General features: G+C 37.3%; 22 protein-coding genes. 16 read left to right on the forward strand and 6 right to left on the reverse strand.

Annotation, left to right across the window (positions count from 1 at the left end; all coding sequences use genetic code 11):
* The first annotated feature begins 18 nt into the window (after positions 1 to 18).
* Positions 19 to 1,071, forward strand: coding sequence for a S66 peptidase family protein (locus tag IL355_RS13030; protein WP_192462562.1), 1,053 nt, complete (start codon positions 19 to 21; stop codon positions 1,069 to 1,071).
* A gap of 85 nt (positions 1,072 to 1,156) precedes the next feature.
* Here the strand turns inward: IL355_RS13030 and recQ are convergent, their stop codons facing one another.
* On the reverse strand, positions 1,157 to 3,367 hold the full coding sequence (recQ, locus tag IL355_RS13035) for a DNA helicase RecQ (RefSeq protein ID WP_192462563.1): 2,211 nt from the start codon (positions 3,365 to 3,367) through the stop codon (positions 1,157 to 1,159).
* A gap of 252 nt (positions 3,368 to 3,619) precedes the next feature.
* Between recQ and IL355_RS13040 the strand changes: the two genes are divergently transcribed.
* The 3 genes from IL355_RS13040 (at position 3,620) to lptB (ending at position 6,253) form a co-directional block, all read left to right on the forward strand.
* A complete protein-coding gene (locus IL355_RS13040; protein WP_192462564.1) occupies positions 3,620 to 4,585 on the forward strand; it encodes a KpsF/GutQ family sugar-phosphate isomerase in 966 nt (321 codons plus the stop codon).
* Positions 4,585 to 5,427, forward strand: coding sequence for a twin-arginine translocase subunit TatC (gene tatC / locus IL355_RS13045; RefSeq protein WP_192462565.1), 843 nt, complete (start codon positions 4,585 to 4,587; stop codon positions 5,425 to 5,427). Before IL355_RS13040 ends, tatC begins: the two co-directional genes overlap by 1 nt.
* An 85-nt stretch (positions 5,428 to 5,512) precedes the next feature.
* A complete protein-coding gene (gene lptB / locus IL355_RS13050; RefSeq protein ID WP_187457800.1) occupies positions 5,513 to 6,253 on the forward strand; it encodes an LPS export ABC transporter ATP-binding protein in 741 nt (246 codons plus the stop codon).
* A gap of 4 nt (positions 6,254 to 6,257) precedes the next feature.
* Here lptB and IL355_RS13055 read toward each other — a convergent pair whose 3' ends face one another.
* Positions 6,258 to 7,013: a CDP-alcohol phosphatidyltransferase family protein gene (locus tag IL355_RS13055; RefSeq protein WP_192462566.1), complete on the reverse strand. Its 756-nt coding sequence runs from the start codon at positions 7,011 to 7,013 to the stop codon at positions 6,258 to 6,260.
* A gap of 199 nt (positions 7,014 to 7,212) precedes the next feature.
* Here IL355_RS13055 and IL355_RS13060 point away from each other — a divergent pair, with 199 nt between their 5' ends.
* The 10 genes from IL355_RS13060 (at position 7,213) to IL355_RS13105 (ending at position 19,972) form a co-directional block, all read left to right on the forward strand.
* Complete coding sequence (locus tag IL355_RS13060) at positions 7,213 to 8,391, forward strand: lipoprotein N-acyltransferase Lnb domain-containing protein (protein WP_192462567.1); 1,179 nt, start codon at positions 7,213 to 7,215, stop codon at positions 8,389 to 8,391.
* 1 nt (position 8,392) lies between these two features.
* On the forward strand, positions 8,393 to 10,273 hold the full coding sequence (gene abc-f / locus IL355_RS13065) for a ribosomal protection-like ABC-F family protein (RefSeq protein WP_192462568.1): 1,881 nt from the start codon (positions 8,393 to 8,395) through the stop codon (positions 10,271 to 10,273).
* Between the two features lie 11 nt (positions 10,274 to 10,284).
* On the forward strand, positions 10,285 to 10,782 hold the full coding sequence (locus IL355_RS13070; RefSeq protein WP_192462569.1) for a hypothetical protein: 498 nt from the start codon (positions 10,285 to 10,287) through the stop codon (positions 10,780 to 10,782).
* A 28-nt stretch (positions 10,783 to 10,810) separates the two neighbouring features.
* Positions 10,811 to 10,960: a hypothetical protein gene (locus tag IL355_RS13075; RefSeq protein WP_187457795.1), complete on the forward strand. Its 150-nt coding sequence runs from the start codon at positions 10,811 to 10,813 to the stop codon at positions 10,958 to 10,960.
* A gap of 51 nt (positions 10,961 to 11,011) precedes the next feature.
* Entirely contained in the window at positions 11,012 to 11,563 is a 552-nt protein-coding gene (locus tag IL355_RS13080) for a cob(I)yrinic acid a,c-diamide adenosyltransferase (RefSeq protein ID WP_192462570.1), read from the forward strand.
* Positions 11,564 to 11,757: 194 nt separating this feature from the next.
* Entirely contained in the window at positions 11,758 to 11,982 is a 225-nt protein-coding gene (locus IL355_RS13085) for a DUF2795 domain-containing protein (protein ID WP_013994285.1), read from the forward strand.
* Positions 11,983 to 12,281: 299 nt separating this feature from the next.
* Positions 12,282 to 15,644: a preprotein translocase subunit SecA gene (secA, locus tag IL355_RS13090; RefSeq protein ID WP_192462571.1), complete on the forward strand. Its 3,363-nt coding sequence runs from the start codon at positions 12,282 to 12,284 to the stop codon at positions 15,642 to 15,644.
* Between the two features lie 165 nt (positions 15,645 to 15,809).
* Positions 15,810 to 17,018: a sensor histidine kinase gene (locus IL355_RS13095; protein ID WP_192462572.1), complete on the forward strand. Its 1,209-nt coding sequence runs from the start codon at positions 15,810 to 15,812 to the stop codon at positions 17,016 to 17,018.
* Positions 17,019 to 17,305: 287 nt separating this feature from the next.
* Entirely contained in the window at positions 17,306 to 18,511 is a 1,206-nt protein-coding gene (locus IL355_RS13100; protein ID WP_192462573.1) for a sensor histidine kinase, read from the forward strand.
* Between the two features lie 222 nt (positions 18,512 to 18,733).
* Complete coding sequence (locus tag IL355_RS13105) at positions 18,734 to 19,972, forward strand: sensor histidine kinase (RefSeq protein WP_192462574.1); 1,239 nt, start codon at positions 18,734 to 18,736, stop codon at positions 19,970 to 19,972.
* Between the two features lie 146 nt (positions 19,973 to 20,118).
* Here IL355_RS13105 and IL355_RS13110 read toward each other — a convergent pair whose 3' ends face one another.
* Complete coding sequence (locus IL355_RS13110; protein WP_192462575.1) at positions 20,119 to 20,379, reverse strand: hypothetical protein; 261 nt, start codon at positions 20,377 to 20,379, stop codon at positions 20,119 to 20,121.
* 269 nt (positions 20,380 to 20,648) lie between these two features.
* The gene (locus IL355_RS13115) at positions 20,649 to 20,885 is read right to left on the reverse strand and encodes a hypothetical protein (protein WP_192462576.1); all 237 of its coding nucleotides are present in this window, start codon (positions 20,883 to 20,885) and stop codon (positions 20,649 to 20,651) included.
* Positions 20,886 to 21,124: 239 nt separating this feature from the next.
* On the opposite strand from IL355_RS13115, the gene IL355_RS13120 reads away from it, so the two are divergent.
* Positions 21,125 to 22,888 carry an FAD/NAD(P)-binding protein gene (locus IL355_RS13120; protein ID WP_192462577.1) on the forward strand — a complete coding sequence of 588 codons (1,764 nt, stop codon included), beginning with the start codon at positions 21,125 to 21,127 and terminating at the stop codon, positions 22,886 to 22,888.
* On the opposite strand, the gene IL355_RS13125 is transcribed toward IL355_RS13120, so the two are convergent.
* A complete protein-coding gene (locus IL355_RS13125) occupies positions 22,885 to 23,124 on the reverse strand; it encodes a hypothetical protein (protein WP_192462578.1) in 240 nt (79 codons plus the stop codon). The two genes, IL355_RS13120 and IL355_RS13125, sit on opposite strands and share 4 nt — an antisense overlap.
* A 270-nt stretch (positions 23,125 to 23,394) precedes the next feature.
* Between IL355_RS13125 and IL355_RS13130 the strand changes: the two genes are divergently transcribed.
* Positions 23,395 to 23,586, forward strand: coding sequence for a hypothetical protein (locus IL355_RS13130; RefSeq protein ID WP_192462579.1), 192 nt, complete (start codon positions 23,395 to 23,397; stop codon positions 23,584 to 23,586).
* On the opposite strand, the gene IL355_RS13135 is transcribed toward IL355_RS13130, so the two are convergent.
* Positions 23,583 to 26,132: an ABC transporter permease gene (locus IL355_RS13135; RefSeq protein WP_225621237.1), complete on the reverse strand. Its 2,550-nt coding sequence runs from the start codon at positions 26,130 to 26,132 to the stop codon at positions 23,583 to 23,585. The two genes, IL355_RS13130 and IL355_RS13135, sit on opposite strands and share 4 nt — an antisense overlap.
* Between the last annotated feature and the right edge of the window lies 1 nt (position 26,133).

A 26,133-nucleotide genomic window follows, 5' to 3' on the forward strand; every position in this document is an offset into this window, starting at 1 on the left:
GTTTTTAAACCAAAGCATATGGCCAACCGTAGAAAATTCTTGGGTACTGCTCTTACCGGGGCAGGGGCATTTTTAGCACCCCACGTCTTATCCGCCCACAAACCACTTTTTTTAGAGCAACAGGAAAGAATACTGCCCAAAAAGTTAAAAAAAAGGGATACAATAGGTTTGGTGGCTCCAGGTTATGCCGTAAAGCCCGAAGTACTCAAAGACGCTATTGAAACACTGGTCAAAATGGGCTTTAAACCGCATTACACCAAAAGGATAATTGGTAACCACGGTTATTTTAGCAATACGGACGAGGAAAGGGCAAAAGACCTGAACGAAATGTTTGCCAATCCTGAAATAGATGGTATACTTTGCGCTCGGGGAGGTTATGGGTGCACCCGTATTATGGACATGATCGACTATGACTCCATTCATAAAAATCCAAAAGTACTGGTTGGCTTCAGTGATATCACGGCACTTTTAAACGTCATATTTAAGGAAACGGGTCTGGTAACCTTTCACGGACCTGTAGGGAGTACGCTTAACGATGCCTACAGCATAAATCATTTAGAAAATGTTTTGATGCAGCCAAAGGAAAACTATGAACTCACCAACGTAGAATTGTCTCAAGAGCAAAGTCTAAATCCAGAATACGAACGTTATACCATCACTTCTGGAAAGGCAAAAGGAAAACTATCAGGAGGTAGTTTAACACTGATCAATGCCTTAATTGGCACAGCTCACGAGATAGATTTTACCGATACCATTGTCTGCATAGAGGATGTAGAAGAGGCGCCTTATAGAATAGACCGTATGCTCACTCAATTAATTGAAGGCAAAACATTCAAAAATGCTGCAGCTATAGCAATTGGAGTTTGTGCTGGATGCAATTCTTCCAATAATGACCTATCATTTTCTTTAAGAGAAGTCCTTGTAGACAGACTAAAACCTCTAGGGATTCCGGTAGCTTACGGTCTGAGTTTTGGCCATGTAGAGAACAATTTTACGTTCCCAATTGGAATTGAAGCAGAAATGGATGCGGATAGGCTATCACTTACATTGTTGGAAAAGGCGGTTAGTTAATCCAAATAGATAAAAGCTTTTAAAAGAAAAAGGGTCCTGAAATACTATTTCAAGGACCCTTATTATCAGTTTAATAACCTGAAGGCTAATTAGCGACCTCGCTAATGAATTTAAGACGGTAAAGCCTTAACTCTTCATCCTCGTAATCACCATCAAATTCCTGCATTGCATCTTCTAAATTATCGCTTTCCGCCTCTAGAAAATAATCATGTATTTCTTCTTGTTGATCCTCATCAAGTATTTCATCGATCCAGTAATCAATATTCAGCTTGGTACCGCTGTAGACAATTAACTCCATTTCCTTGATCAACTCCGGAATTTCAAGTCCTTTGGCATCCGCAATATCACTAAGTGGCAACTTTCTATCCACATTTTGAATGATATAAAGCTTCAATGCCGAATTGGCCCCTGTACTTTTAACTACCAAATCATCGGGTCTTACCACATCATTTTCCTCAACATAGTCAGAAATAAATTCCACAAAAGGTTTACCATACTTCTTAGCCTTCCCCTCACCTACTCCATTGATATTGGTCAATTCTTTTAGCGAAATAGGATATTTCATGGCCATATCTTCCAAAGAAGGATCCTGAAATACCACAAATGGGGGTACGCCCAGCTTTTTACTTTGAGATTTTCGAAGATCACGAAGCTGCTTAAGCAAATTATCATCTGCCACGGCGGCCGTTCCCGCACTAACAATAGCATCATTTCCAGTACTGGTATAGGTGTGGTCTTTGGTCATCATAAAAGAGTCTGGCTTGGCCATGAAATCCTTCCCTTTCTGGGTGACATGGAGAATTCCATATTGCTCAATTTCCTTTTTAACAAGCCCGGCCACAATCATTTGACGTATAAGCGCCATCCAATGCTCCTTCCCTTTATCTGACCCAGAACCAAACACATCCTTGTCATCAACCTTATGGGAGGTAATCAACGCGTTTACTTTTCCCGTAAGCGTTTTTACTACTTCCTTGGACTTAAATTTTTCATTGGTACCCTCTATAGCCTTTAAAACCTTGACTACATCTTCAGTGGCTTCAACTTTTTCCTTGGGGTTTCGGGCATTATCGTCCATATCGGCCCCATCTCCATTTACCTCATCAAACTCTTCCCCGAAATAATGGAGCATAAATTTTCTGCGACTCATGGATGTTTCGGCATAGGCCACCACTTCTTGTAAAAGGGCGTTACCTATTTCTTGTTCGGCCACCGGTTTATTAGACATAAATTTTTCCAATTTTTCTATGTCCTTATAAGCGTAGAAGGCTAAACAATGCCCTTCACCGTCATCCCTTCCTGCGCGACCGGTTTCCTGATAATAACTTTCAATACTTTTAGGAATATCATGGTGAATCACAAAACGCACATCTGGCTTGTCTATTCCCATTCCAAAAGCAATGGTCGCCACTACCACATCCACATCCTCCATAAGAAACATATCTTGATACTTAGACCGGGTTTTGGCATCAAAACCAGCATGGTAGGGAACGGCACTCACCCCATTGACCTGAAGTACCTGTGCCAACTCTTCCACTTTTTTACGGCTTAGACAATACACAATTCCTGATTTTCCAGAATTTTTCTTTACAAAGCGAATAATATCGGAATCAATGTTGGCTGTTTTTGGACGAACTTCGTAGAATAAATTGGGCCTATTAAAAGAGGCCTTAAAAGTCTTGGCTCCCGTAATGCCCAAATTTTTAATAATATCTTCTTGAACTTTAGGCGTGGCAGTGGCCGTTAAACCAATAACCGGAATGGAGTCATCTAACCGGTTCACTATATTCCTAAGGTTCCTGTATTCCGGTCTAAAGTCATGCCCCCATTCAGATATACAGTGAGCCTCGTCTACCGCTATAAAGGATAGCTTTACACTTTGTAAAAACTCTATATTTTCTTCCTTGGTAAGAGATTCCGGAGCCACGTAAAGCAATTTGGTGACCCCGTCTAAAATATCTTGCTTTACCTGTCTAATTTCCGTCTTTGTTAAGGAGGAATTTAAAACATGGGCAATACCGTTTTGGTCCGAAATACCTCTTATGGCATCTACCTGGTTCTTCATCAAGGCGATCAATGGCGATACCACAATGGCCGTTCCTTCTTGCATAAGCGCCGGTAATTGGTAACATAAAGACTTACCACCTCCGGTAGGCATGATGGCAAAAGTGTTATTACCTTCTAAAATACTGGTGACGACGTCTTGCTGAAGCCCTTTGAACTCTGCAAACCCAAAATACTTTTTGAGCGCCGCATGCAATTCGCTATCATTAACAACCGGTCTATCACTCGCCATAAGCTATATTATAATGTTGATTGTTGAAAAACAAGTTAAGAGAATTCATTTTTCTTGCGCGGGGGAATTAAGGTTTGAAATAAATTAATTTCGAAGGAGTGAAACTCCCTATAGTTAGTTTTGTAATTTTGTAACTTTAAATATAGCACAATCTTTTCTAAACCATTGGCTTTTTGTATAGTTTTAGGAAAAGTGCATGATTATGCGTTAAAAAGCGCGCAAAGTTAACAACCTTCTAACATTGAATCTAATTTGAGCAATACAAAAGTTATTCTCTCGATTGCTAAAAAAACCATTGAAACGGAGGGGAATGCCATCCTCAATTTAGGCAACCTTTTAAATGAAGATTTTGCAAAATCCGTGGATTGCATTCTTAAATCCAAGGGCAGGGTAATTGTTACCGGTATTGGCAAAAGTGCCATTGTAGCCTCTAAAATTGTTGCCACCTTAAATTCGACTGGAACCCCAGCTATTTTCATGCATGCCGCGGATGCTATTCATGGGGATTTAGGTACTATACAGCAAGATGACGTAGTTATATGCATTTCCAACAGCGGCAATACTGCTGAAATTAAATTATTGGTACCGTTGCTTAAGCGCGCGGATAATCCATTGATTGCCATGACAGGCAACCAGGAATCGTACTTAGCGTCCGAATCAGATTATATCCTAAACACCTTCATTGAAAAGGAAGCCTGCCCCAATAACTTGGCTCCTACTACGAGCACTACGGCACAAATGGTCATTGGCGATGCATTGGCAATTTCCCTATTGGAAATTAAAGGATTTACCAGTAAAGATTTTGCCAAGTACCACCCTGGCGGCTCCTTGGGCAAAAAGCTCTATTTGACCGTAGCGGATATTGTGGCAAAGAACCAAATTCCGCAAGTACATCTTTCCACCGGTGTAAAAGAAGTAATTGTTGAAATTAGCCAGAAGATGTTAGGGGTCACTGCTGTAACCGAAAATGAACAGTTGGTAGGTATTATTACTGATGGGGATATTAGGCGTATGCTAAACAAGTACGATAACATAAGTGGCTTGATTGCCAAGGACATCATGACTTCAAACCCAAAAACCATATCCACTAAGGTTTTGGCTATTGAAGCATTGGAGACCATGCAGGAAAATGGCATTTCACAATTATTGGGTGTAGAGGGTAAAAAATACGTGGGAGTTGTACATTTGCACAATTTGATAAATGAAGGCATATTATAATGGCGAAAGTTAATAAGAAGTCTCCCGACGAAATGTCGTTTCTGGACCACCTTGAAGAATTACGTTGGCATCTAATCCGCTCTACCATAGCAGTTGTCCTTATTGGAAGCGTCGCATTTCTCGCAAAGAGTTTTATTTTTGATACGGTCATTTTCGGACCATCTAAAATGTCCTTCCCCACTTATAAGTTGTTCTGTGATATTGCCACTTATTTAGGTTTTGATTCTGCCTTTTGTGCAGATAAATTACCCTTCAGCATACAGAGTAGACAAATGTCCGCTCAATTTTCCATGCACATTTGGACGTCTATTTGGGCTGGTTTTATTCTGGGCTTCCCCTATATTCTTTATGAGCTTTGGAAATTTATTAGTCCGGGACTTTATGAGAAGGAAAGAAGACATTCCAAAGGATTTATTTTGATAGCCTCCCTCCTATTTTTCATGGGTGTGCTTTTTGGATATTATGTAGTAGCCCCATTATCCATTAATTTCTTAGGAAGTTATCAGGTAAGTGCCGAAATTCTAAATGAATTTGATATTGACAGCTATATCGGAACGGTAAGATCAGCCGTCATTGCATGTGGTATTCTTTTTGAACTACCTATTATCATTTTCTTTTTGACCAAGGTGGGTTTGATTACGCCGGAAATCATGAAGAAATATCGAAAAATAGCTTTGGTAATCGTGCTCATCCTATCTGCAGTAATTACACCTCCAGATGTGGCGAGCCAAATTATAGTGGCGGTACCGGTTTTAATACTTTATCAAATAAGTATTTATATTTCCGGTTACGTCCTTAAAAAAGATGCCAGAAAAGAGCAAAAAGGGTTAAAGAAAACGTAAACCCCTCGCAGTGTGAAAAGTTTCCCTTTTCTTTGATGTCACTTAGAAAATGTATCGACTTTTACTTTTATAAACAATTGTATAAATGAAGTTACGAGCAGACAATATAATGAAATCCTATAGGGGCCGTAAAGTGGTAAAAGGCATATCACTAGAGGTAAACCAAGGAGAGATTATTGGTCTATTAGGCCCTAATGGCGCCGGTAAAACAACTTCATTTTACATGATTGTAGGTTTGGTTAAACCAAACGGTGGCAAAATATTCTTAGATGGTACGGAAATTACCAATTACCCCATGTACAAAAGGGCACAAAATGGTATTGGCTATCTAGCCCAAGAAGCCTCGGTTTTTAGAAAGTTAAGTATTGAAAAAAACATACTAAGCGTTTTACAGTTGACCAAACTGAGCAAGAAAGAACAGCACATGAAAATGGAGTCCCTGATAGAGGAGTTTGGTCTTGGTCATATAAGAAAAAACCGAGGAGACCTACTTTCCGGTGGGGAAAGACGTAGAACTGAAATTGCCCGGGCATTGGCCACGGATCCTAAATTCATCTTATTGGATGAACCTTTTGCCGGGGTTGACCCTGTTGCAGTTGAGGATATTCAGCGTATTGTGGCCCAATTAAAGAACAAAAACATTGGGATTCTTATAACGGACCACAATGTTCAGGAAACCTTGGCAATTACAGAAAGGTCCTACCTAATGTTCGAGGGAGGTATCTTAAAATCGGGAATTCCCGAAGATTTGGCGGCAGATGAAATGGTACGTAAAGTATACCTAGGCCAGAATTTTGAACTACGTAAGAAGAAATTGGATTTTTAATACCCTATTTATTGCTCCCCAATTTTACGACCACAGAAGCAATTATATAAAAAGCTATTATAAACGGTATTGCCAAGTACTCCAAGGTTGCCAACAGCACCAAGCTCAATACTATAAAGATATACCTTAGGGCATTATCCTTAAAACCCCAATTTTTAAATTTTAGGGCGAAAAGCTCAATTTTAGAATTTAGGAGGTAAGCACTTAGGAAGGTTAAACCAATTAAAAACCATTGATTTAAAATAATGCTGTTTAAAATATCGCTTCCATTATGGAATAAAATTAACGGAAGGGATAAAATTAAAAGCGTATTAGCAGGCGTAGGCAAACCTATAAAGGATGAAACCTGATTTTCATCTATATTAAACTTCGCAAGCCTATATGCCGAAGCCATGGTTATAACAAAGCCCAATAGTGGCAACGGTCTAAATACCATGGATATATTTCCGGCAGCTGAACCGGCTTCCATAAAGCCTCCGGCATTCCAACCACCGGTTTCGCTCATTCCTAAAAGCTGAAACATAACGATACCAGGAACAACTCCACTTGTAATCATATCTGCAAGCGAGTCTAGCTGAACACCTAGGTCACTTTGTACCTTTAAAAGCCTGGCCGCAAGTCCGTCAAAAAAATCAAAGAATATGCCCAAGAACACGAAAAGAGCGGCAAACTCCAATTGATTTAAAACTGCAAAAACTACTGCTATACAGCCACAGAAAACGTTCAATAAGGTGATTAGGTTAGGTATATGTCTTTTCATACATGCAAAGTTTCTCAAAAACCCTGAGAATTAAACTAATTGAAATTCCGAATTTGAGTTAAAAAAAGGAAAATTTAAAACAATTTCCCCCCCTTTTTTATAGGATTACGAAGTAAAAATAACACAATTTAACATCAATCAGGTAAGACCATAATTTATTCGCATCTTTGCCCCATTAATTGCCATAACAAGAACGCCATTGAGACAAGTATTTCTGTTGTTACTTACGGCACTCTGCCTAAATGTATATAGCCAAAAAGTAAAACTTACTCCACAATCGCAACTTAGTATTATCACATGCGGACCGGGTGACCAAGTGTATTCATCCTTTGGTCATAGTTCCATTAGGGTTTATGATGCCTCACAAAAAATTGATGTAGTATACAACTATGGTACATTTGATTTTACCACCCCAAATTTCACTTTAAAATTTGCAAGAGGTAAACTTAATTACACTTTGGCCAGACAAAATTTTCCCTATTTTCTATTAAGCTACGAAGAGGAAAACAGGTGGGTCAAGGAGCAGATTCTTAATTTAAACCTTCAGGAAAAGCAAAAACTCTTCCAATTTCTTGAGAACAATTATAAACCGGAAAACAGGGATTATAAATATGATTTCTTTTATGATAACTGTTCTACCAAAATATGGGATATTTTTAAAGAAAACTATGGAAACGAACTACAGTTCAAGGATGACTATTTAAAAAATAAACCTGATGTTTCGCACAGGGCGCTTATCAGGAGTTATGTGTCCATTAATTCATGGCTGGGCTTTGGAATTGATTTGGCCTTAGGCTCTTTAGTAGATGATAATGCCACACCTTTTGAGCATATGTTCCTACCGGATTATACTATGGAACAAATTGCGGTAGCCACCTTAAATGACAAGGCGTTGGCCCAAGATGCCAAAACACTCTTTGAAAGCAAACCAGTAGACAGGTCAACATTTTTTTTACTCTCCCCTGCCTTTTGGTTTCTACTAATATTAATTGCGGTATTATTACTAACCTTTTTGGATTTTAAGAACAATACTCGAAGAAGATGGCTAGATTTTGTGCTTTTTCTAGTACCCGGTCTCATTGGTGCCGGTATTATCTTTCTTTGGTTTTTTACCGATCATACACAGACTGCGGACAATTATAACATCTTATGGGCATTTCCAGCACATCTTTTTGTTGCCTTTATTGTTTCAAAAAGAAAAGGCCCCAATTGGGTTGCTAAATATGCCCTTTTCTCCCTAGGCCTAATCCTGGTAAGCGCAATTGTGTGGCTTGTGGGATTGCAATCTTTTTCACCCGTTTTCATCCTACTTTGGCTTACCTTAGCCGTTCGGTACTTATTTTTATTCTGGTCTTATCAGAAACCTTTATTAGCTTAAAATGAATTTACTTACGGTTCAAAATATTTCCAAATCCTATGGAGAGCGCATTCTTTTTCAAGACCTTTCTTTTGGTGTAAACAACGGTCAAAAAATTGCTTTGATTGCCAAGAATGGTACGGGAAAGACCTCCATATTAAATATCATGTCCGGTGATGACACACCAGATTCCGGTCAAGTTAATTACCGAAAGGATATTCGTGTGAGCTTTTTGGCACAAGAGCCCAATTTAAATCCAGAGTTAACGGTTGAGGAGACCATTTTTGCATCGGATAACGAGATTCTTAAGGTAATTCATTCTTACGAGAAAGCACTGGAAAATCCTGAGGACACAGATACCTACCAAGCTGCTTTTGAAGCAATGGAACGTTTCAATGCATGGGACTTTGAGACGTTGTACAAACAAATCCTTTTCAAGCTAAAGCTAGAAGATTTAAATGCCAAGGTGGGTTTACTTTCCGGAGGACAAAAAAAACGTTTGGCTTTGGCAAACGCCCTTATAAACAAACCAGACCTCTTGGTTTTGGATGAGCCTACCAACCATTTGGACCTTGAGATGATCGAATGGTTAGAAGATTATTTTGCCAAGGAGAATATGAGTCTATTTATGGTGACCCATGACCGCTATTTTTTGGAAAGAGTCTGTAACGAAATTTTGGAATTGGACAATGGACAACTCTATCCCTACAAAGGTAATTACTCCTATTACCTAGAAAAAAAAGAAGCTAGATTAGAGCAAGAAGCTGTAGAACAGCACAAATCTGAACGCTTGTTTAAAAAAGAACTAGATTGGATGCGCAGACAACCCAAGGCGCGTACCACTAAATCCAAATCAAGAATCGATGACTTTCAAACTATAAAAGAAAAAGCGGGCCAACGTAGAAAAGACCATGAAGTTCAGCTAGAAATTAATATGGAACGCATGGGAAGCAAGATTTTAGAGCTTCACAAAATCTCTAAAGCTTTCCCTGAGAAAACCATTTTAGACCAGTTTAACTACACTTTTAAAAAAGGGGAAAGAATTGGTATCATTGGAAAAAACGGTACAGGTAAATCTACCTTTCTCAATATATTGACTGGCAAAGATCAGCCAGATGCCGGTAAGGTTGTCATAGGGGATACCATTAAATTTGGCTATTATACCCAAAAGGGTATAGAGCCCAAAGAAGGTCAAAAGGTAATTGATATCATTCGTGATTTTGGGGATTTCATTCCCCTTAAAAAGGGAAGGCAAATATCGGCACAACAATTACTGGAGCGTTTTCTGTTCGATCGTAAAAAACAATATGATTTTGTAGATAAATTAAGCGGAGGTGAGCGAAAAAGACTTTACCTCTGTACCGTACTAATACAAAACCCTAACTTTCTCATTTTAGATGAACCTACCAATGATTTGGATATTGTTACTCTAAACGTTTTGGAAAGTTTTCTGTTGGATTTTCCAGGTTGTCTAATGGTAGTCTCCCACGACCGCTATTTCATGGATAAAATTGTCGATCACTTATTTGTTTTCAAGGGCGATGGACTAATTGAAGATTTTCCAGGAAATTACTCGGACTATCGAGTTTATGAAGATAGCAAGGTTGCAGAAGAGCGATTGGAAAAAGCAGAAACCAACAAGGAAGCCAAAATTACCGCGGATAGCTACACAAAGGACAAAAGGAAAACCCTTAGCTACATGGAGCAAAAGGAGTTCAAGAATTTGGAAAAGGAAATTGAGAAACTTGAAAAGAAAAAAGTAGAGATTCAACAGCAATTTACAGACGCCGGACTAACCGGGGAACAAATTGATGAATTATCCATTAAGCTCCAAGAAACAATGGACAGTATTGACCAAAAGACCGAAAGGTGGTTTGAACTTTCCGCCATGCTCGAAGATTAAAAATTAGAACCTTGTACCAATTTTTACAATTCTGTCAGTTCCTTTATAAATCTTCCAATGAGCACGGGGTACACTCCCCTTTTGTATTTACCTATGTTACCAAATGTCTTTATTCAAAATCCAAACTGCATAATGATAAAGGGGTGAATGCCCTTTTAAAAAGTTTGGAGTATTTTAGTATTAAAACCGTTAGTATTATTGAGGAGGGCCAGCAGTTTAAAGAAACATTCGAGGGAAATACAGACATTAAAACAACTGCAAAAAATGCTTCTTTTTTGATAATTGACCACCCTAAAAATTTGCCGTTAGACAGTATTTCATATAAAAATGACCTTACTAATGGAACCATGATGTACATACATTCTCCCTATACAAACAAAGCAAAAAAAGAATCATGGGAAATTGTAAAAAATGATTCTCGAGTAACTGTTACGGTAGATATGTTTTATGGGGCTATGGTTTTTTTTAGAAAGGAACAGGTAAAGGAGCATTTTAAGATTAGAATATAATACGCTAATTTTAGGTTGAGTTTAAGCTATGGGAAATACCATTTACATTATTTTGGGTGTAGTTGTCGTCATCTACCTATTCATATCCGTTACCAATCGGAGGCAACACAAGGAAAGAAAAAGCAGAAAATTTATGGAGGGCTATAAGCGTAAAGAGTCCAAAGAAATTGAGGAATAGATCCTACCCTTTCAAAATCTTCATTTAATTTTCTAAATCCATTTTTTTGATATGAAAATCTACACCAAGACCGGGGATAAAGGAACCACATCATTAATAGGTGGTACCCGGGTAAAAAAACACCATATTAGAATAGATAGTTATGGCCATATTGATGAATTAAATTCATGGCTAGGACTAATCAGAGATCAAAATATAGATGGTAATCACCTCAAAATTCTGAAAACTATTCAAAAAGAATTGTTTGTTGTTGGTGCACAATTGGCGTTGGACCCAAATAAAAAAAGTAAAAATAGTTTTCAAATTCCTGAATTCACTGGAAGTAGCACACAACTGCTGGAGTCTCAAATAGACCAAATGAACGAGCTTCTCCCGGCAATGACCCATTTTGTACTTCCTGGAGGACATCCAATTGTGTCATACTGTCATTTAGCCAGAACAGTTTGTAGAAGGGCTGAACGAGCTTGCACGCTGCTAAATGAAGATGAACCGGTAGCGGAGAATATTCTTGTTTTTTTGAACCGGCTAAGCGATTATCTATTTGTATTTGCACGAAAATTGTCACAGGATTTGGAGGTAGAAGAAGTTAAGTGGATTCCCTAAACGTAGGTAATTTCAACATCTCCCACCTACGGAAATAATTAAGGAGGCAATTATTTGCATTTCTCTAATAAATTGATTATTTCTTCGTTATCAAACTATTAAAACAAAAATAATAGCTATAAAATGGTCATTTTTACTTGGCTATGTGTACAGAAAAATTATTTTTGCAAAAATTTTAAAACCGATTTATTACAATGTATTGGACATTAGAACTAGCATCTTATTTAAGTGATGCGCCATGGCCGGCCACCAAAGACGAATTGATCGATTATTCCATTCGTACAGGTGCGCCTTTAGAGGTCGTCGAAAATTTACAGTCCATGGAAGAGGAAGGCGGTGAAATTTACGAGTCTATTGAAGAGATCTGGCCCGATTATCCAACTGAAGAAGACTACCTTTGGAACGAGGATGAATATTAATTATCCTACACCAAAAAAATTATAAAAAAGGCCCCTTTTAGGGGCTTTTTTTGATGAACTTAGTTAAGGAACAAATTGAATTTTAATATATTCCTTTATAGAGGTTTCTTAGAACACAATTTGTTAAATTCGCCACACGTGGCATACAGGCCGGTAACTTCTCTGTAATTTTGGCAGTCCAGTATAGTATTTACCAATTAAATCCATACTGGAACAGCTTTTGAAGAGTAAAGCCAAATAGTTTGAAGATACCTGCACATCACTGTATTCCTGAGTGCTTCAATCATAAAAAAGACAAGATGAGTTTTTTAAATTCCGTACTAAAAATATTTGTAGGCGACAAGTCTAAAAAAGACGTAAAAGAACTTCAGCCTATACTTGATAAAATAAAATCCTTTGAAAAAGAACTGGAAGGGATAAGCCTTGATGAATTAAGGGACAAAACCAAGACTTTCAAGTTAAAGATTGCTGAAGATATTAGTGAGATAACGGCCAAAATCGAGGAATTGGAAGCAGAGGTAAAAACCTCTACTGACATCGATAAAAATGAAGAAACATACGCCGAGATAGACAAACTAAAAGAAGAGGCTTACGCGATTACGGAAAAAACATTGAACGACATCCTACCGGTTGCGTTCGCAGTTGTGAAGGAAACTGCCAAGCGTTTTGCCAAAAACGAAACGCTAACGGTTACAGCCTCTGAATATGACAGGGAACTTTCAGGCAGCAAAAGCTATGTTACCTTAGATGGTGACCAGGCCATTTGGGCCAATTCTTGGGATGCGGCAGGTAAGCAGGTTACTTGGGATATGATTCATTATGACGTACAGCTTATAGGGGGTATTGCTTTGCATCAAGGGAAAATTGCAGAAATGCAAACAGGTGAAGGTAAAACTTTGGTAGCTACCCTGCCACTCTATTTAAACGCTTTGGCGGGTCACGGATCGCATTTGGTAACCGTTAACGATTATTTGGCGAAAAGGGATAGTACTTGGATGGCCCCAATATTTGAATTTCACGGCCTATCCGTAGACTGTATAGATAAGCACAGGCCCAATTCTGCGGGTAGAAGGGCTGCGTATAATGCCGATATTACTTACGGAACCAATAATGAGTTTGGCTTTGACTATTTAAGGGATAACATGGCGCATACACCCAAGGATTTGGTGCAACGCCCACACCATTTTGCCATTGTGGATGAGGTAGATTCCGTATTGATCGATGATGCTAGAACTCCCTTGATTATCTCCGGTCCTGTTCCGGAAGGAGATCGCCATGAGTTTAATGAACTTCGCCCAAAGGTTAGCGATATTGTAAATAAGCAAAAACAGCATTTAACGGGTGTACTGGCAGAGGCCAAAAAGTTAATTTCAGCTGGAGATACCAAAGAAGGCGGTTTTCTCCTATTGAGAGTATATAGGGGCCTACCTAAGAACAAAGCCCTGATCAAGTTCTTAAGCGAGGAAGGAATAAAACAATTACTGCAAAAAACGGAAGGTTTTTATATGCAGGACAACAATAGGGAAATGCCCAAGGTAGATGAAGACCTATTGTTCGTCATTGATGAAAAGAACAACCAGATAGAACTTACGGACAAAGGCGTAGATTATATTTCTGGTGCCCAAGACAGGGATTTCTTCGTCATGCCGGATATTGGTGCCGAAATTGCAAAAATCGAGAACCAAAATCTTGAGCTTGAAAAAGAAGCGGAACTTAAGGAAGAACTTTTTAAGGAATTCGGCGTAAAAAGCGAGCGTATTCATACCATGACCCAATTATTAAAGGCCTACACCTTATTTGAGAAGGATGTAGAATATGTGGTGATGGACAATAAGGTGATGATCGTAGATGAACAAACCGGTCGTATCATGGACGGTAGAAGGTATTCAGATGGTCTGCACCAAGCAATTGAAGCAAAGGAAAACGTGAAAATTGAAGCTTTAACGCAAACATTTGCAACGGTTACCCTTCAGAATTACTTTAGAATGTACAAAAAACTGGCTGGTATGACAGGTACAGCGGTAACGGAAGCCGGTGAATTTTGGGAGATTTATGAATTGGATGTGATGGAAATACCAACCAACCGTCCTATTGCACGTGATGACAGAAATGACCTTATCTATAAGACCAAAAGGGAAAAATACAATGCTATTATTGAGGAGGTAACCAAACTTTCTCAAGCCGGAAGACCTGTTTTGATCGGTACAACATCGGTTGAAATATCAGAGTTGCTTTCTAGAATGCTTACTATTAGAAAGGTACCGCACAATGTATTGAACGCCAAATTACATAAGAAAGAGGCTGATGTAGTTGCAGAAGCCGGTAATGCCGGTGTGGTAACTATTGCTACCAACATGGCGGGTCGCGGTACGGATATTAAATTGACCGATGCGGTTAAAAAAGCAGGTGGTTTGGCCATTATTGGTACAGAAAGGCATGACTCTAGACGTGTGGACAGACAGTTAAGAGGTAGGTCCGGCCGTCAGGGAGATCCAGGTATGAGCCAATTCTATGTTTCTTTGGAAGATAATTTGATGAGACTTTTTGGTTCGGACAGGGTAGCTAAAATGATGGATAAAATGGGGCTTGAAGAAGGTGAAGTCATACAGCATTCCATGATGACCAAGTCTATAGAGCGCGCCCAGAAAAAAGTGGAGGAAAACAACTTTGGAGTACGTAAACGTCTTTTGGAATATGATGACGTGATGAATGCCCAACGGGAAGTGGTTTACAAGAGAAGGCGACATGCGTTGCAAGGAGAACGTTTAAAAGTTGATATCGCCAACATGGTTTTTGACACTTGCGAAGCTATTTCGGATACCAACAAAGCCGCTAGCGATTACAAGAATTTTGAGTTTGAGCTTATTAAATATTTTTCTATTACTTCTCCCATTTCCGAGGATGAGTTTATGAAAATGAACGTTCAGGATATCGCTTTAAAGGTTTATGAAGAAGCCTATAACCATTACCAAGAAAAGATGGAGCGCAATGCCGCTACCGCATTTCCGGTGATTAAGAAAGTACACGAAGATAGTTCCAATAAGTTTGAACGAATTGTAGTTCCTTTTACAGACGGAATTAAAACTCTAAATGTTGTAACCAATTTGCAAGAAGCCTATGATTCCAACGGAAAGCAATTGGTAAACGACTTTGAGAAAAACATAACCTTGGCCATTATAGATGACTCTTGGAAAACGCATTTACGCAAGATGGATGAATTAAAGCAGTCCGTTCAGCTAGCGGTCCACGAACAAAAAGACCCGTTGTTAATTTACAAGTTTGAAGCATTTGAACTCTTTAAGGGTATGATAGATAAAGTGAACAAAGAAGTTGTCTCTTTCTTGTTCAAAGGTGAATTGCCAAGTAGCAATCCAAATGAAATCCAAGAAGAAAGAACAATCAGTAGGCCAAAAGAGAATCTACAGACCAGTAAGGAGGAAATACCCAATAGTGATGAGTTAGCGGCCCGCAACAGAGCAGCTGGGCAAACGCAAGGACAAAGACCACAAGTAACCGAAACTATTATCAGGGAAAGACCTAAAATTGGAAGAAATGATAGGGTTACCATTAAAAATGTGGTAACAGGTGAAAGTAAGACAGTTAAATTTAAACAAGCGGAACCTTTAATTCAAAAAGGAGAATGGGTTTTGACAGAAGATTAAACAGCCTTCTATAACTTGAAATTTATGTACGGCAACCTATTAGGTTGCCGTAATTTTTTGGTAGATAATCGATTAGACCAAATTTATTAGCATTTTTTAAAGTACCTTTTAACAGGGTTAAGCCTACAATTTGTAATAAATAAACCAATAGGCTAACGGACACCTATGGTCAAGGGTTCAAAAATAGACACTTTTAGGTTGGGCAATAAAACAAGTTTATTGCTTAAGTTCAACTATTCCTCTTCCCTACTCAGTTTTGTTTTTGCTTTACTATGTATTTTCCTTTTAGACATAAAAGAGACCATACCCTTCGTCTTTATCCTTTATGCTACTTTAAATGGCATCAATGTTTGGGCTTTTAATCGTCATGGAAATTTAACGACCATGGCTATTTATACCAGTGTATTGTCATGGATTAGTACCATTGTCATCAGTCTTTGTAGTGGAGGCATTCAAAGTCCGTTTCTGTTTGTTTTGTCCATAATAGTATTGGCCGGTTATGTTTCCACTAAATTGTTTGGTACTATTTACCTATATAGTATTACAGCCACTATTTTTATTATTTTTTTTATTGATTATCTCTCTTCGGATGTAATGCAAAATGAAGTGCCGGAGGCATCTAGAGACTTGTTCAGCCTTTTCAGTATGCTATTTGCAGTCTATTTGCTCGGCTATATTTTTGGTAAAAACCTTTTGGAGACCCATCATAATCTTTACCGTTCCAAAAATGAAATTGAAAATCGAATTGAAGAGAAGGAAACACTTTTAAAAGAAGTACACCATAGGGTAAAAAACAACCTCCAAACAGTTTCTAGTTTATTGAATCTGCAAGCAAGGAATTCTAAAAATGAAAAAATCAAAGACTTATTAAAAGGAAGTCAAAACAGGGTGCTATCTATGGCCATGATACATGAAATGCTATATCTCAATCAAAATATTTCAAAAATTGACTTTAGATCCTATGTAGAACAACTAACTGAGTATCTACTAAACTCGGCAATATCAAAAAACAAGAAGATTACGTTAGAGCTAAATATCCCAGAACTACAATTAGGGATAGACACTGCAATTCCTTTGGGTCTACTGATCAATGAGACAGTTACAAATTCCATTAAATATGGATTTACCGAAGAAAATGACGGTATCATTACAATCATATTAGAAAAATTGGAAAAGCCCAATCTTTACAAATTATCCATAAGCGATAACGGTATTGGGTTTAAAGAACAAATCGATCTTAAAGAAATTAAATCGCTCGGGCTTAAGCTTATTCACAACTTAGCCAGGCAATTACATGGTTCTATTAGAGGACTCAACACAGTTTCCGGAACCTCTTACATTTTAACTTTTAAAGAAATAGATAAAAAAGGATAATAGTCCATGAAATCAAAAATATTTACGTAATCTTTATCCTGTTAATTTATTTTGAGAATTCATGATAATCATTTTAAATACCTACTATACAAAGCTTTCAAAATCTTATCCAGAAAGTAATTAGAAATATTTTTTATTCCTATTACTTAAGATTTTTCGTAATAAAATTGTAGTTTAATCCAAAATAAATAGCAATCAACTCAATTTCACTTGAACCTTAGAATTATTTGTATTAAATCAATGAAATAATAGAAATCTTTGGATTTAGATTTTTGTTGTATATCCCAATGCCCAAAAGCCTCAAAATAGACCATCGCCAAGTAAACCAAACCAGGTTACTCAAGAAATTTATTTATAACTCTTCTTTTCTGAGTTTACTCTTTGCGCTATTCTGTATTGTAGCACTGCAGATGAGAGGGCTTATCCCTATAATATTTGGCACATTTGCCATTTGCAACCTTCTCAACCTCTGGCATTTTAAAACTTTTGGCAATTTGACCAAAGGTGCCGTAATGGCGGCTGTGTTTTCATTTGTTGGTGCAGCAACTATCACTCTTTTATCCGGGGGTATCAATAGTCCATTTATTTTCGTAATGGTCATAATAGTGCTGGGCGGGTATGTTTCTGCAAGAAAGTTTGGAAACATTTACCTCATTAGTACCACTTTAGCCATTGTTTTAATTTACACCCTGAGTGAGATAGGCATATATAAAAAGGTCAATGAAGTACCCGAAAATTCAAAGGATCTGTTTGCTCTTATTAGCATTCTGTTCTCCGTTTACATGCTTGGAGGTGTTTTTGGGAAAGACCTTTTAAAATCTTACCATAGAATGGTAGAATCCAAAAACAAAATAGAAAAACGCATTTTAGAGAAAGAGCACCTTTTGAGAACTGTTCATCATCGCGTTAAAAATAATTTACAGACCGTTTCAAGTCTACTTAATTTACAAGCAAAAAACTCTGGAAATGAACAAATTAAAAACTTGGTTCTAAGTAGTCAAAATAGAGTAAACGCCATGGCCATGATTCATGAAATGCTCTATTTACGGGATAATTTATCCAAAATAGAATTTAAACCCTATGTTCGGGAATTAAGTGAATACCTTATTCAATCTACCCATTATGGCAACCATGATGTTAAGATCAAATTAGATATCCCAGAAGTTAAACTTAGTATTGATACGGCCATACCGCTAGGTTTACTTATAAACGAGGCTGTTACCAATTCTCTTAAATATGGTTTTGTTCAAAACAAGAATGGACAAATTGATATTCAACTAAGAAAAGATACAGCCATGAATTCCTATCATTTGAACATATGCGATAACGGCATTGGGTATTCCAAGGATGTAGACTTAAGAACCTCAAAATCCTTGGGTCTTAAACTTATTCATACGTTAGCCAGGCAATTAAAAGGTTCCGTAAAAAGGGATTCTTCAATTAAGGGCACGTGTTATCATATTATCTTTAAAGAAATTACCAATCCTAGTTAAGCTGAAAATTAAACCCATTATTGTGGTTTACTTTTTAAATTGGACTAAGATTATTTGAAAATATGTTGTCCTGATCTACATCTATTTTACATTATTATTTTCGTTTATTTTTCCCCATTCAAACTTCTTAATTTGTTATTAGACAAAACATAAGTAAATTTACTATTAAGAAGTACCTTTTTTTCTTTATGAAAAATCAAGTGTCCCAAAAATTTCCCCTCTATGCCCTGGCAAAATAAAAGACACATAGACGATCGGTTAAAGGATAAGACAAAATTGGTCATTAAGGTAAATTATTTTACCTCCATATTTTCGCTTATATTTTTCCTTGCCTGTCTGTTTGTTTTAAATATTACCGTGGTTATTCCTTACGTGTTCTTAGCGTTTGGTGTCCTCAATCTGATTAATACTTTTCTTTTTAGGTACCATAAAAAATTAACCCTCACCTACAACATAGTTTCTATCATGACTTTGGCCGGTGCCAGTATCATTACGCTTTATAGCGGCGGTATTAATAGCCCCTTCATATTTGTGCTCGCTTTGATAGTTGTTGCAGGCTATGTAACCACAAAGTCATATGGAACCATTTATCTTAATCTCAACTTACTGATAATTGTTCTAATATATTCCCAATCAGTAGTAGATTTCAGTTTTGTAAGTAATGTGGTTCCGGAGAACTCCCGAAATCTTTTTGCTCTTTTAAGCGTGCTCTTCTCCGTATATCTACTGGGGGGAGTATTTGGCAAAAATTTGCTGCACGCTCATCACAATTTGTATAAAACAAAGAATGAACTAGAGGAAAAAATCAATGAGAAAGAAACGTTGATTAAAGAGGTTCACCATCGTGTAAAAAATAATCTTCAAACGGTTTCCAGTTTATTGAGCCTACAATCAAGAAACATTGCGGATAAGGAGGTAAAAGGTTTATTAAAAAGTAGCCAGAACCGGGTAATTTCTATGGCCATGGTTCATGAGATGCTGTATTTAAGAGAAGATCTTTCCAAAATTGAATATCGCTCTTATGTTCAAGAGCTAGCTGAATATCTGATTAGATCTATCAAAGGTACCAGTAGCAACATTACACTAGATATAGATATACCTGATTTGAAACTTAATATTGATACGGCTATTCCCTTGGGGCTTTTAATCAATGAAGCGGTTACCAATGCCCTAAAATATGGTATTGTTGATGAGAACAAAGGTGAGATACATATTAAGCTTACCAAGGATGATGCTAATGAATATCTTTTACATATAGGAGACAATGGTATAGGATTTCCGGAAACGGTGAATCACAAAACGTCTAATTCCCTTGGATTGAAACTGATAAACAATTTAGTAAGACAACTACAAGGAACTATCAAAAGAGACTTTAGTAAAAAAGGAACGCACTACATAGTAAAATTTAAGCACATTAAAAATCAGGTGGCACCGCCAATGCCAACTCCTAGTATTTCCTAATACTTTTTTCTACCCGCACTCTAATAGCTTTAAGTTTTTTATTAGGGCTTGCAAGTAAAAAGGTTAATCCAGTAAAGATAGTGGCCAATAATATCGGAAGTATAAACATAGCTTTATAAAAATTAGTTTCTTACAGGAGTCAAGAATTAAGCCAATCTGGATTTATTATATTTTTTTAATTCGAATGCCAAAGCTTTCTGTACCCTAGAATTTTTAAACTTATACAATCTTGCAACCTCCTGTTTATTTTCTTTAACCGATTTCAATTGTGATGATTCAAATTCGGTGTTGTTCACTAAAACAACTGAAGCTTCCATTCTTTTCATCTTAACTTCTTCAGTTCCATTATTAGCCAAAGCAGTGGTCGTAAAAATAGCAAACAAAAAATAGGTTAAAAGAGCTTTCATAATTGTCATTTGGGTACATCTAAATAACTACAGGTTTAATGCTATTCCAATTTATACCGGATAAAGTGCACTCTTTTTCGGTCTCTGTCATAAAACAGGTTAAAACGCTCATTTTCATCGTTTAGCGAACATTACAGGATAAACACCTTATCCAAAAAAATAGACGTTTTAACGAGAAAGTTTATAACTAAGCCCTGACGAAAAGAAAAAAGCTAACATAATTTGTCGGCTTTATGGTTAAGGGGCCATCCTGAAAGATTCAATTAATACTATGCCATTTTTGCTCTACTTCTTTTTGTTGAGAAAGTAAGGGCCTTCTTTACTCTGGCGTTATCTCTTTTATATAGTCTAGCTACTTCGTGCTTTTCTATTTTCACGTCCTTTTCCAACTGAACATTCATAACGATCGTTTTTTCAATTGTATTAACCTTTACATCAACACCTTCTTGAGCATAAGATACCGTCCCAATAAAAAGAATAAACACAAAACTTACAAAGGTTTTCATGACTGTAGATTTTATATATATAACTCCACAGCCCCCTATTTACGGGATTTTGGTTCGTTCAACAAGAATAAATACTCGTTTAAATGTAATACTTCAGGTAAAATGCAAATTAACTTCGATGAATGAAAATGCGTCTCTCAACACCTCATCGGAACAAAATGCATTTGAGCCGAAATTATCATCGTTAAAATCCTTCGATTTGGACCTAGTTTAGTTACTTTAACTTCAAATTAATTGAGTTGAGCAATTCAAACAACATAAAAACCTTGGCTATAATAGGGCTTGGTCCCAGAGGTCTTTATGCTCTTGAACAATTTTTGAGGTATTCATCTCACCTGAGTAATAAAAATTATTGTCATATTCTCATTTTTGAACCTCAAGAACATTTAGGAGCAGGTAGTGTCTGGAGGATTGAGCAACCCTCTAGTAATTGGCTCAATATTTCTGAACGCTCGTTAGAGGAGCTACCCAAAAGACCAGAAATTAATGGTATGGGCTTTCACATCCCAGGATTTCCAGCATATAGAGCTTGGAGTTTAAAGAATGGATCAACAAAAGAAGGGCAACCAGATGTTTTTCCTCCACGTTCTAAATTGGGAACCTATTTAAATGCCAGATTCAAGACACTGGCAAAAGAGTTGATAGGAAAGGATATAATTTCAATATATAAAGAAAACATCCATCAAATAGCGTTTGAAAAAGAAAAATTCTTACTTACAGATGAAAATTCAAGAAGTTATGAGGCAGACGAAGTTTTGCTTACCGTAGGTCATCAACCCACCAAGTTATCCAATCAGCTAAAATCTTGGAAGGAGCATGCCTCAACCGCTTCGGATATTCTTTTATTTGAAAAAGCTTATCCTATTGAACGTCTTACAAACGAAGTAAAAATTAATCATAGCAGCGTTATAGGCCTTAGAGGTTTTGGTCTATCTATGTTAGATGCAATGAGGGCGCTTACGATAGACCGAGGGGGAGAATTTATCGAAACGGACTCACATACCTTGGAATGTTCTTTTAAAACTACTCCTAAAGTACCCAAAACTTTACTTCCATTTTCCTTAGAAGGGCTCCCATTGGCTCCAAAACCATTAAACGAATCTATTGACAAACTTTACGAACCAACGCAGGATGAAGTTTTAACATTTAAAAAAAGTATCTCAGAAGTAGGTCAAGGAAAATCCATCAAAGAAGACGCACAGTTTTTAAAGGACGAAATTGTCAAAATTGTGGTACGTGTTTATGCCAAATTGCCTAACAAAATTGAAAATCATACTACCCCAGATGAAATTAAAAGAGTATCCCTTGCATGGCTAGAGGATGAAAAATTTCAACATCCCTTGTTATTGAATCACCAATTGAAAAAGCGGGAAGTTATAGAAAGGTTTATTCAAATGGCACTTAATAAATCTGCCATATCCTTGGATTACTGTATTGGTCAAGTATGGAGACACTTGCAATCAACTTGGTACGATGCTTTTTCCCACGCCAATCAACCTGAAGAGACCATCGCCAGAGTAATTGACCTACATGAGCGCCTTAAAAGGTATTCTTATGGCCCGCCCTTAAAAAGTATGCAACAATTAATGGCCTTATTACGTGCAGGAATTATGGACTTGTCCTATGTGTCCGACCCAAAAATTGAACTGGTTGAAACCGGATGGAAATTGACTAAAAATCAAAAAGCCGCGCATGTGAACTGTATGGTCAATTGCGTTTTAGATTCCCCAAAATTGTTGAAGATAAAATCCCCCGTGGTGGTAAATCTTTTAAAAGACAAATTAATTGAACCCATTCATACTGAATTGGGGCTTGATACCTATAAAAATGGATTGGTTAAGTGTAAGGATAAGAGCAAAAATATCCCTTTAGCCGTTTTGGGAAGATTATCTAAAGGAAGTGTAGTGGGTGTGGATGCTATACTGGAATGCTTTGATGGGCAAGTATCTAAATGGGCGGAAGAGAGTGCGGCAAGAATATTGGGAGAACAAACAAATGATTAGGCCATTTTAGCTCTATTGTACTTGGTGGTAAATGAAAGTTCCTTTTTTACTCTAGCATTATCCCTTTTGTATAATCTGGCAACCTGATAACCCATAGAAGTTACTCTCTTTTCAACTTTGATGGTGGTTACAACAGTCATTTCAATAGTCTCAACTTTTACCTCGGCAACCTTGGTTTGAGCTTGTGCACTTAATCCGATAAAAAGAACAAAAACAAAAGTTATAATAGTTTTCATGACTGTAGATTTTATATATATAAAACTCTACAGACCCCTATTTCACTGATGTTGGTTCGTTCAACGAGAAAAAATACTCGTTTAAATGCAACGTACAGGTTAAACGGTAAAAAACCTCCGACGAACGCAAATAGTATTTAAAACCACTTACCGACAAACAGTGCACTTTACCGTAAAATCCATACCTCCTACAAATATAAATTACGTGTAATTTTAATTTTTGATTCCTTCCACAGGTTTTCACACTAATTTTTTTCTACTTTTGACTTTATGGATTTAAAGAAAATTTTTGGAACGGTACTCACCCTTTTAGGAATAGGTGGGCTCATATATACCGGAGTTCTGTTTGCCAACGAACAAGGAACTACTAAAATGCTAATAGTTTACGGAGTACTTGGTGCCATTTTCTTCTTCTCTGGTGTAGGTCTAGTTAGAAATACCAGTTCTAAAAAAAGTTCTTAAGCAACTTCTTTCCTAAGCACCTCCAATGGAGGACTTGAAAGTACATTACGGTTATTCCAAAGTCCTATGGTCAAAACAATGATAGTGATTAATGGAACAACTATTAAAAATGGTTCCCATGAAGGTACGAACGGTGCTTTAAAAACAAAAATGGCCAAAAGCAAGCTACCCGCCAAAGACAATAGCACTCCTATAAAACTCCCAATAAAACCAAGATAGATATATTCCAAAAAGGCAATTTTAGAAATTTGTTTTCCTTTTGCCCCCAAGGTTCTCAAAAGTACACTTTCTTTTATTCTTTGATACTTACTTGTTCTTACCGAACCAATTAACACAATAATACCTGTAAGAATACTAAAGAAGGCCATAAAATTAATGACCCATGATATTTTATCCAGTATGCCTTCTACCACAGTCAACACTTGTCTTAAATCTATGATGGAAACTGTTGGAAACTTTCCCACCATAGCTCTTTGAACTTCGGCAGACTTTTTTGCATTCGCGGCATTAGAAGTGATGACGTGAAACTGTGGTGCCTTTTCCAAAACACTGGATGGAAAAATTATATTAAAATTTAATTGCATGCGGCCCCAATCTACCGATCTAATATGGACAACTTCTGTGTTTATTAGCACCCCCTGAACATTAAAGGTGAGCATGTCCCCTATTCCAACTTCTGCATCACGAGCTACATTGTCCGATAAGGAAATGGGAATCACACCTTCCTCTGAACTATTAGACGGCCAACTACCTTCAACAGAATCTTCGGAACCTATTAATGTATCTCTATAACTTACCCTAAATTCATGGTTAAGAACCCATTCGTTTATGGTAGATGTACTATCATCTCTTATTTCGTTTGCCTCTCGGTCCTTAATTTTTTGTACCCGCATGGTCACGATGGGAATATTATTTATAACTGGCATTTCCAACTTTTTCAAATTTTTAGCAACCTCTTCCTTTTCGTTTGACTGGATATCCAGAAAAATCAAATTAGGCGCCTGAGCGCTATTCTCCAGGTTAGCCTTTGCCAGTAAAATATTCTTGGTAAAGTACAATGTACTGATCAAAAAAGTTCCTGTACCAATGGCCAATATTAAAACAAGCGTTTGGTTATTAGGTCTAAATAGATTTAGTAAACTCTGCCGAGCGGTAAAACCCCATGAATGGGGAAAATGTTTTTTAACAAGCCTCATAAAAAGGATTGCAACTCCCGAAAGAATACCAAATACAACCAATATTCCTAAAACGAAATAAAATGCGTAAGACCATTTTTCCAATAAAAGAAAAGCGAAGACAAAAATAAAACTCAAAATACCGAGAAGAATTATCCCATTTACCTTTTTAGAACTTGAAGGGTTACTTTCCTGTACCCTAAGTACTTGTAAGGGAGAAACATACCACGTACTTAAAAGTGGAGCCAAAGCAAAAAGCACAGACATAATTACTCCTAACAAAAGCCCTAAAAAAACGGGCTTAAAAGAAAAAGTAATATCGATTTCAAATGGCAAGAAACCCTGTATCAATATTGGGAAAAACTGTTGTAGACCAAACCCAAGAAGAGAACCTACCAGACCTCCCAATAGGCCCATACCTGCGATTTGAATTAAAAAAATATAAAAACTCTGCTTTCTAGTAGCTCCTAAACATTTTAAGACTGCTACGGATTGTAATTTTTCTTTCATATAAATATGAACAGAACTCGCAATGCCAACACAACCTAGCAAAAGGGCAATAAAAGCAACAAGATTTAAGAATTTGCCAAAATTATCGTACCTACGCCCTAGTCTCCTACCCGTTGAATCGTGGGTATCCAAATCAGCATTTTCCGCATCAAGTACCGGGTCAAGAATTTTATCCAATTCTTCCATGTTCTGATCCGGCTCTGCCACAAAGAAAAAGTCGTAATCTATTCTGCTACCTACTTGAATTAGTCCCGTATTTTCAACCAATTCATAAGGAATAATGACGGGCGGAGCTACCGAAGCTGAAATTCCTCCCGCCCCCGGTGCAGAAATCAATGCACCTTCAATGGGTATGGTTGTATTTCCGAGACTTATGGAATCTCCTTCCTTTAGGTTAAATTGCAACATTAAGGTGGCATCTACCAATGCCCCTTTGTTCATTTTATAGGAATCTGCAGCTTTTCTGGGTTCGGTCTCCAGTCTTCCATAAAAAGGAAAATTACCTTCTAACCCCTTCACATCTACCAATTTGGTATCCCCATTTTTAGAGAAGAAAGCCATTGATGGGAAACTGACCCCTTTGGCATCTGCTCCTCCCAATGAGTCGATTATTCCCATTACCCTCTCGTTAGGTGGTTTATTACTATCAATTATAAAATCTGCCCCCATAAGTTCTTTAGACTGCAGGGCTATATTTGCCTTTAAATTTTCACTAAAAGATTGTACCGAAACCACTGCTGCAATACCAAGAACAATGGAAGCCATAAATAACAACAGTCTTTTACCACTTGCCCTACCGTCTCGCCAAGCCATCTTAAATAACCAAGAAATATTGGTTTTCGAGCTCTGTTTTTGCCCCATA

Origin of the sequence: Euzebyella saccharophila, from assembly GCF_014855495.1 — a bacterium.
In the GTDB taxonomy this organism is placed as follows: Bacteria; Bacteroidota; Bacteroidia; order Flavobacteriales; family Flavobacteriaceae; genus Euzebyella; species Euzebyella saccharophila.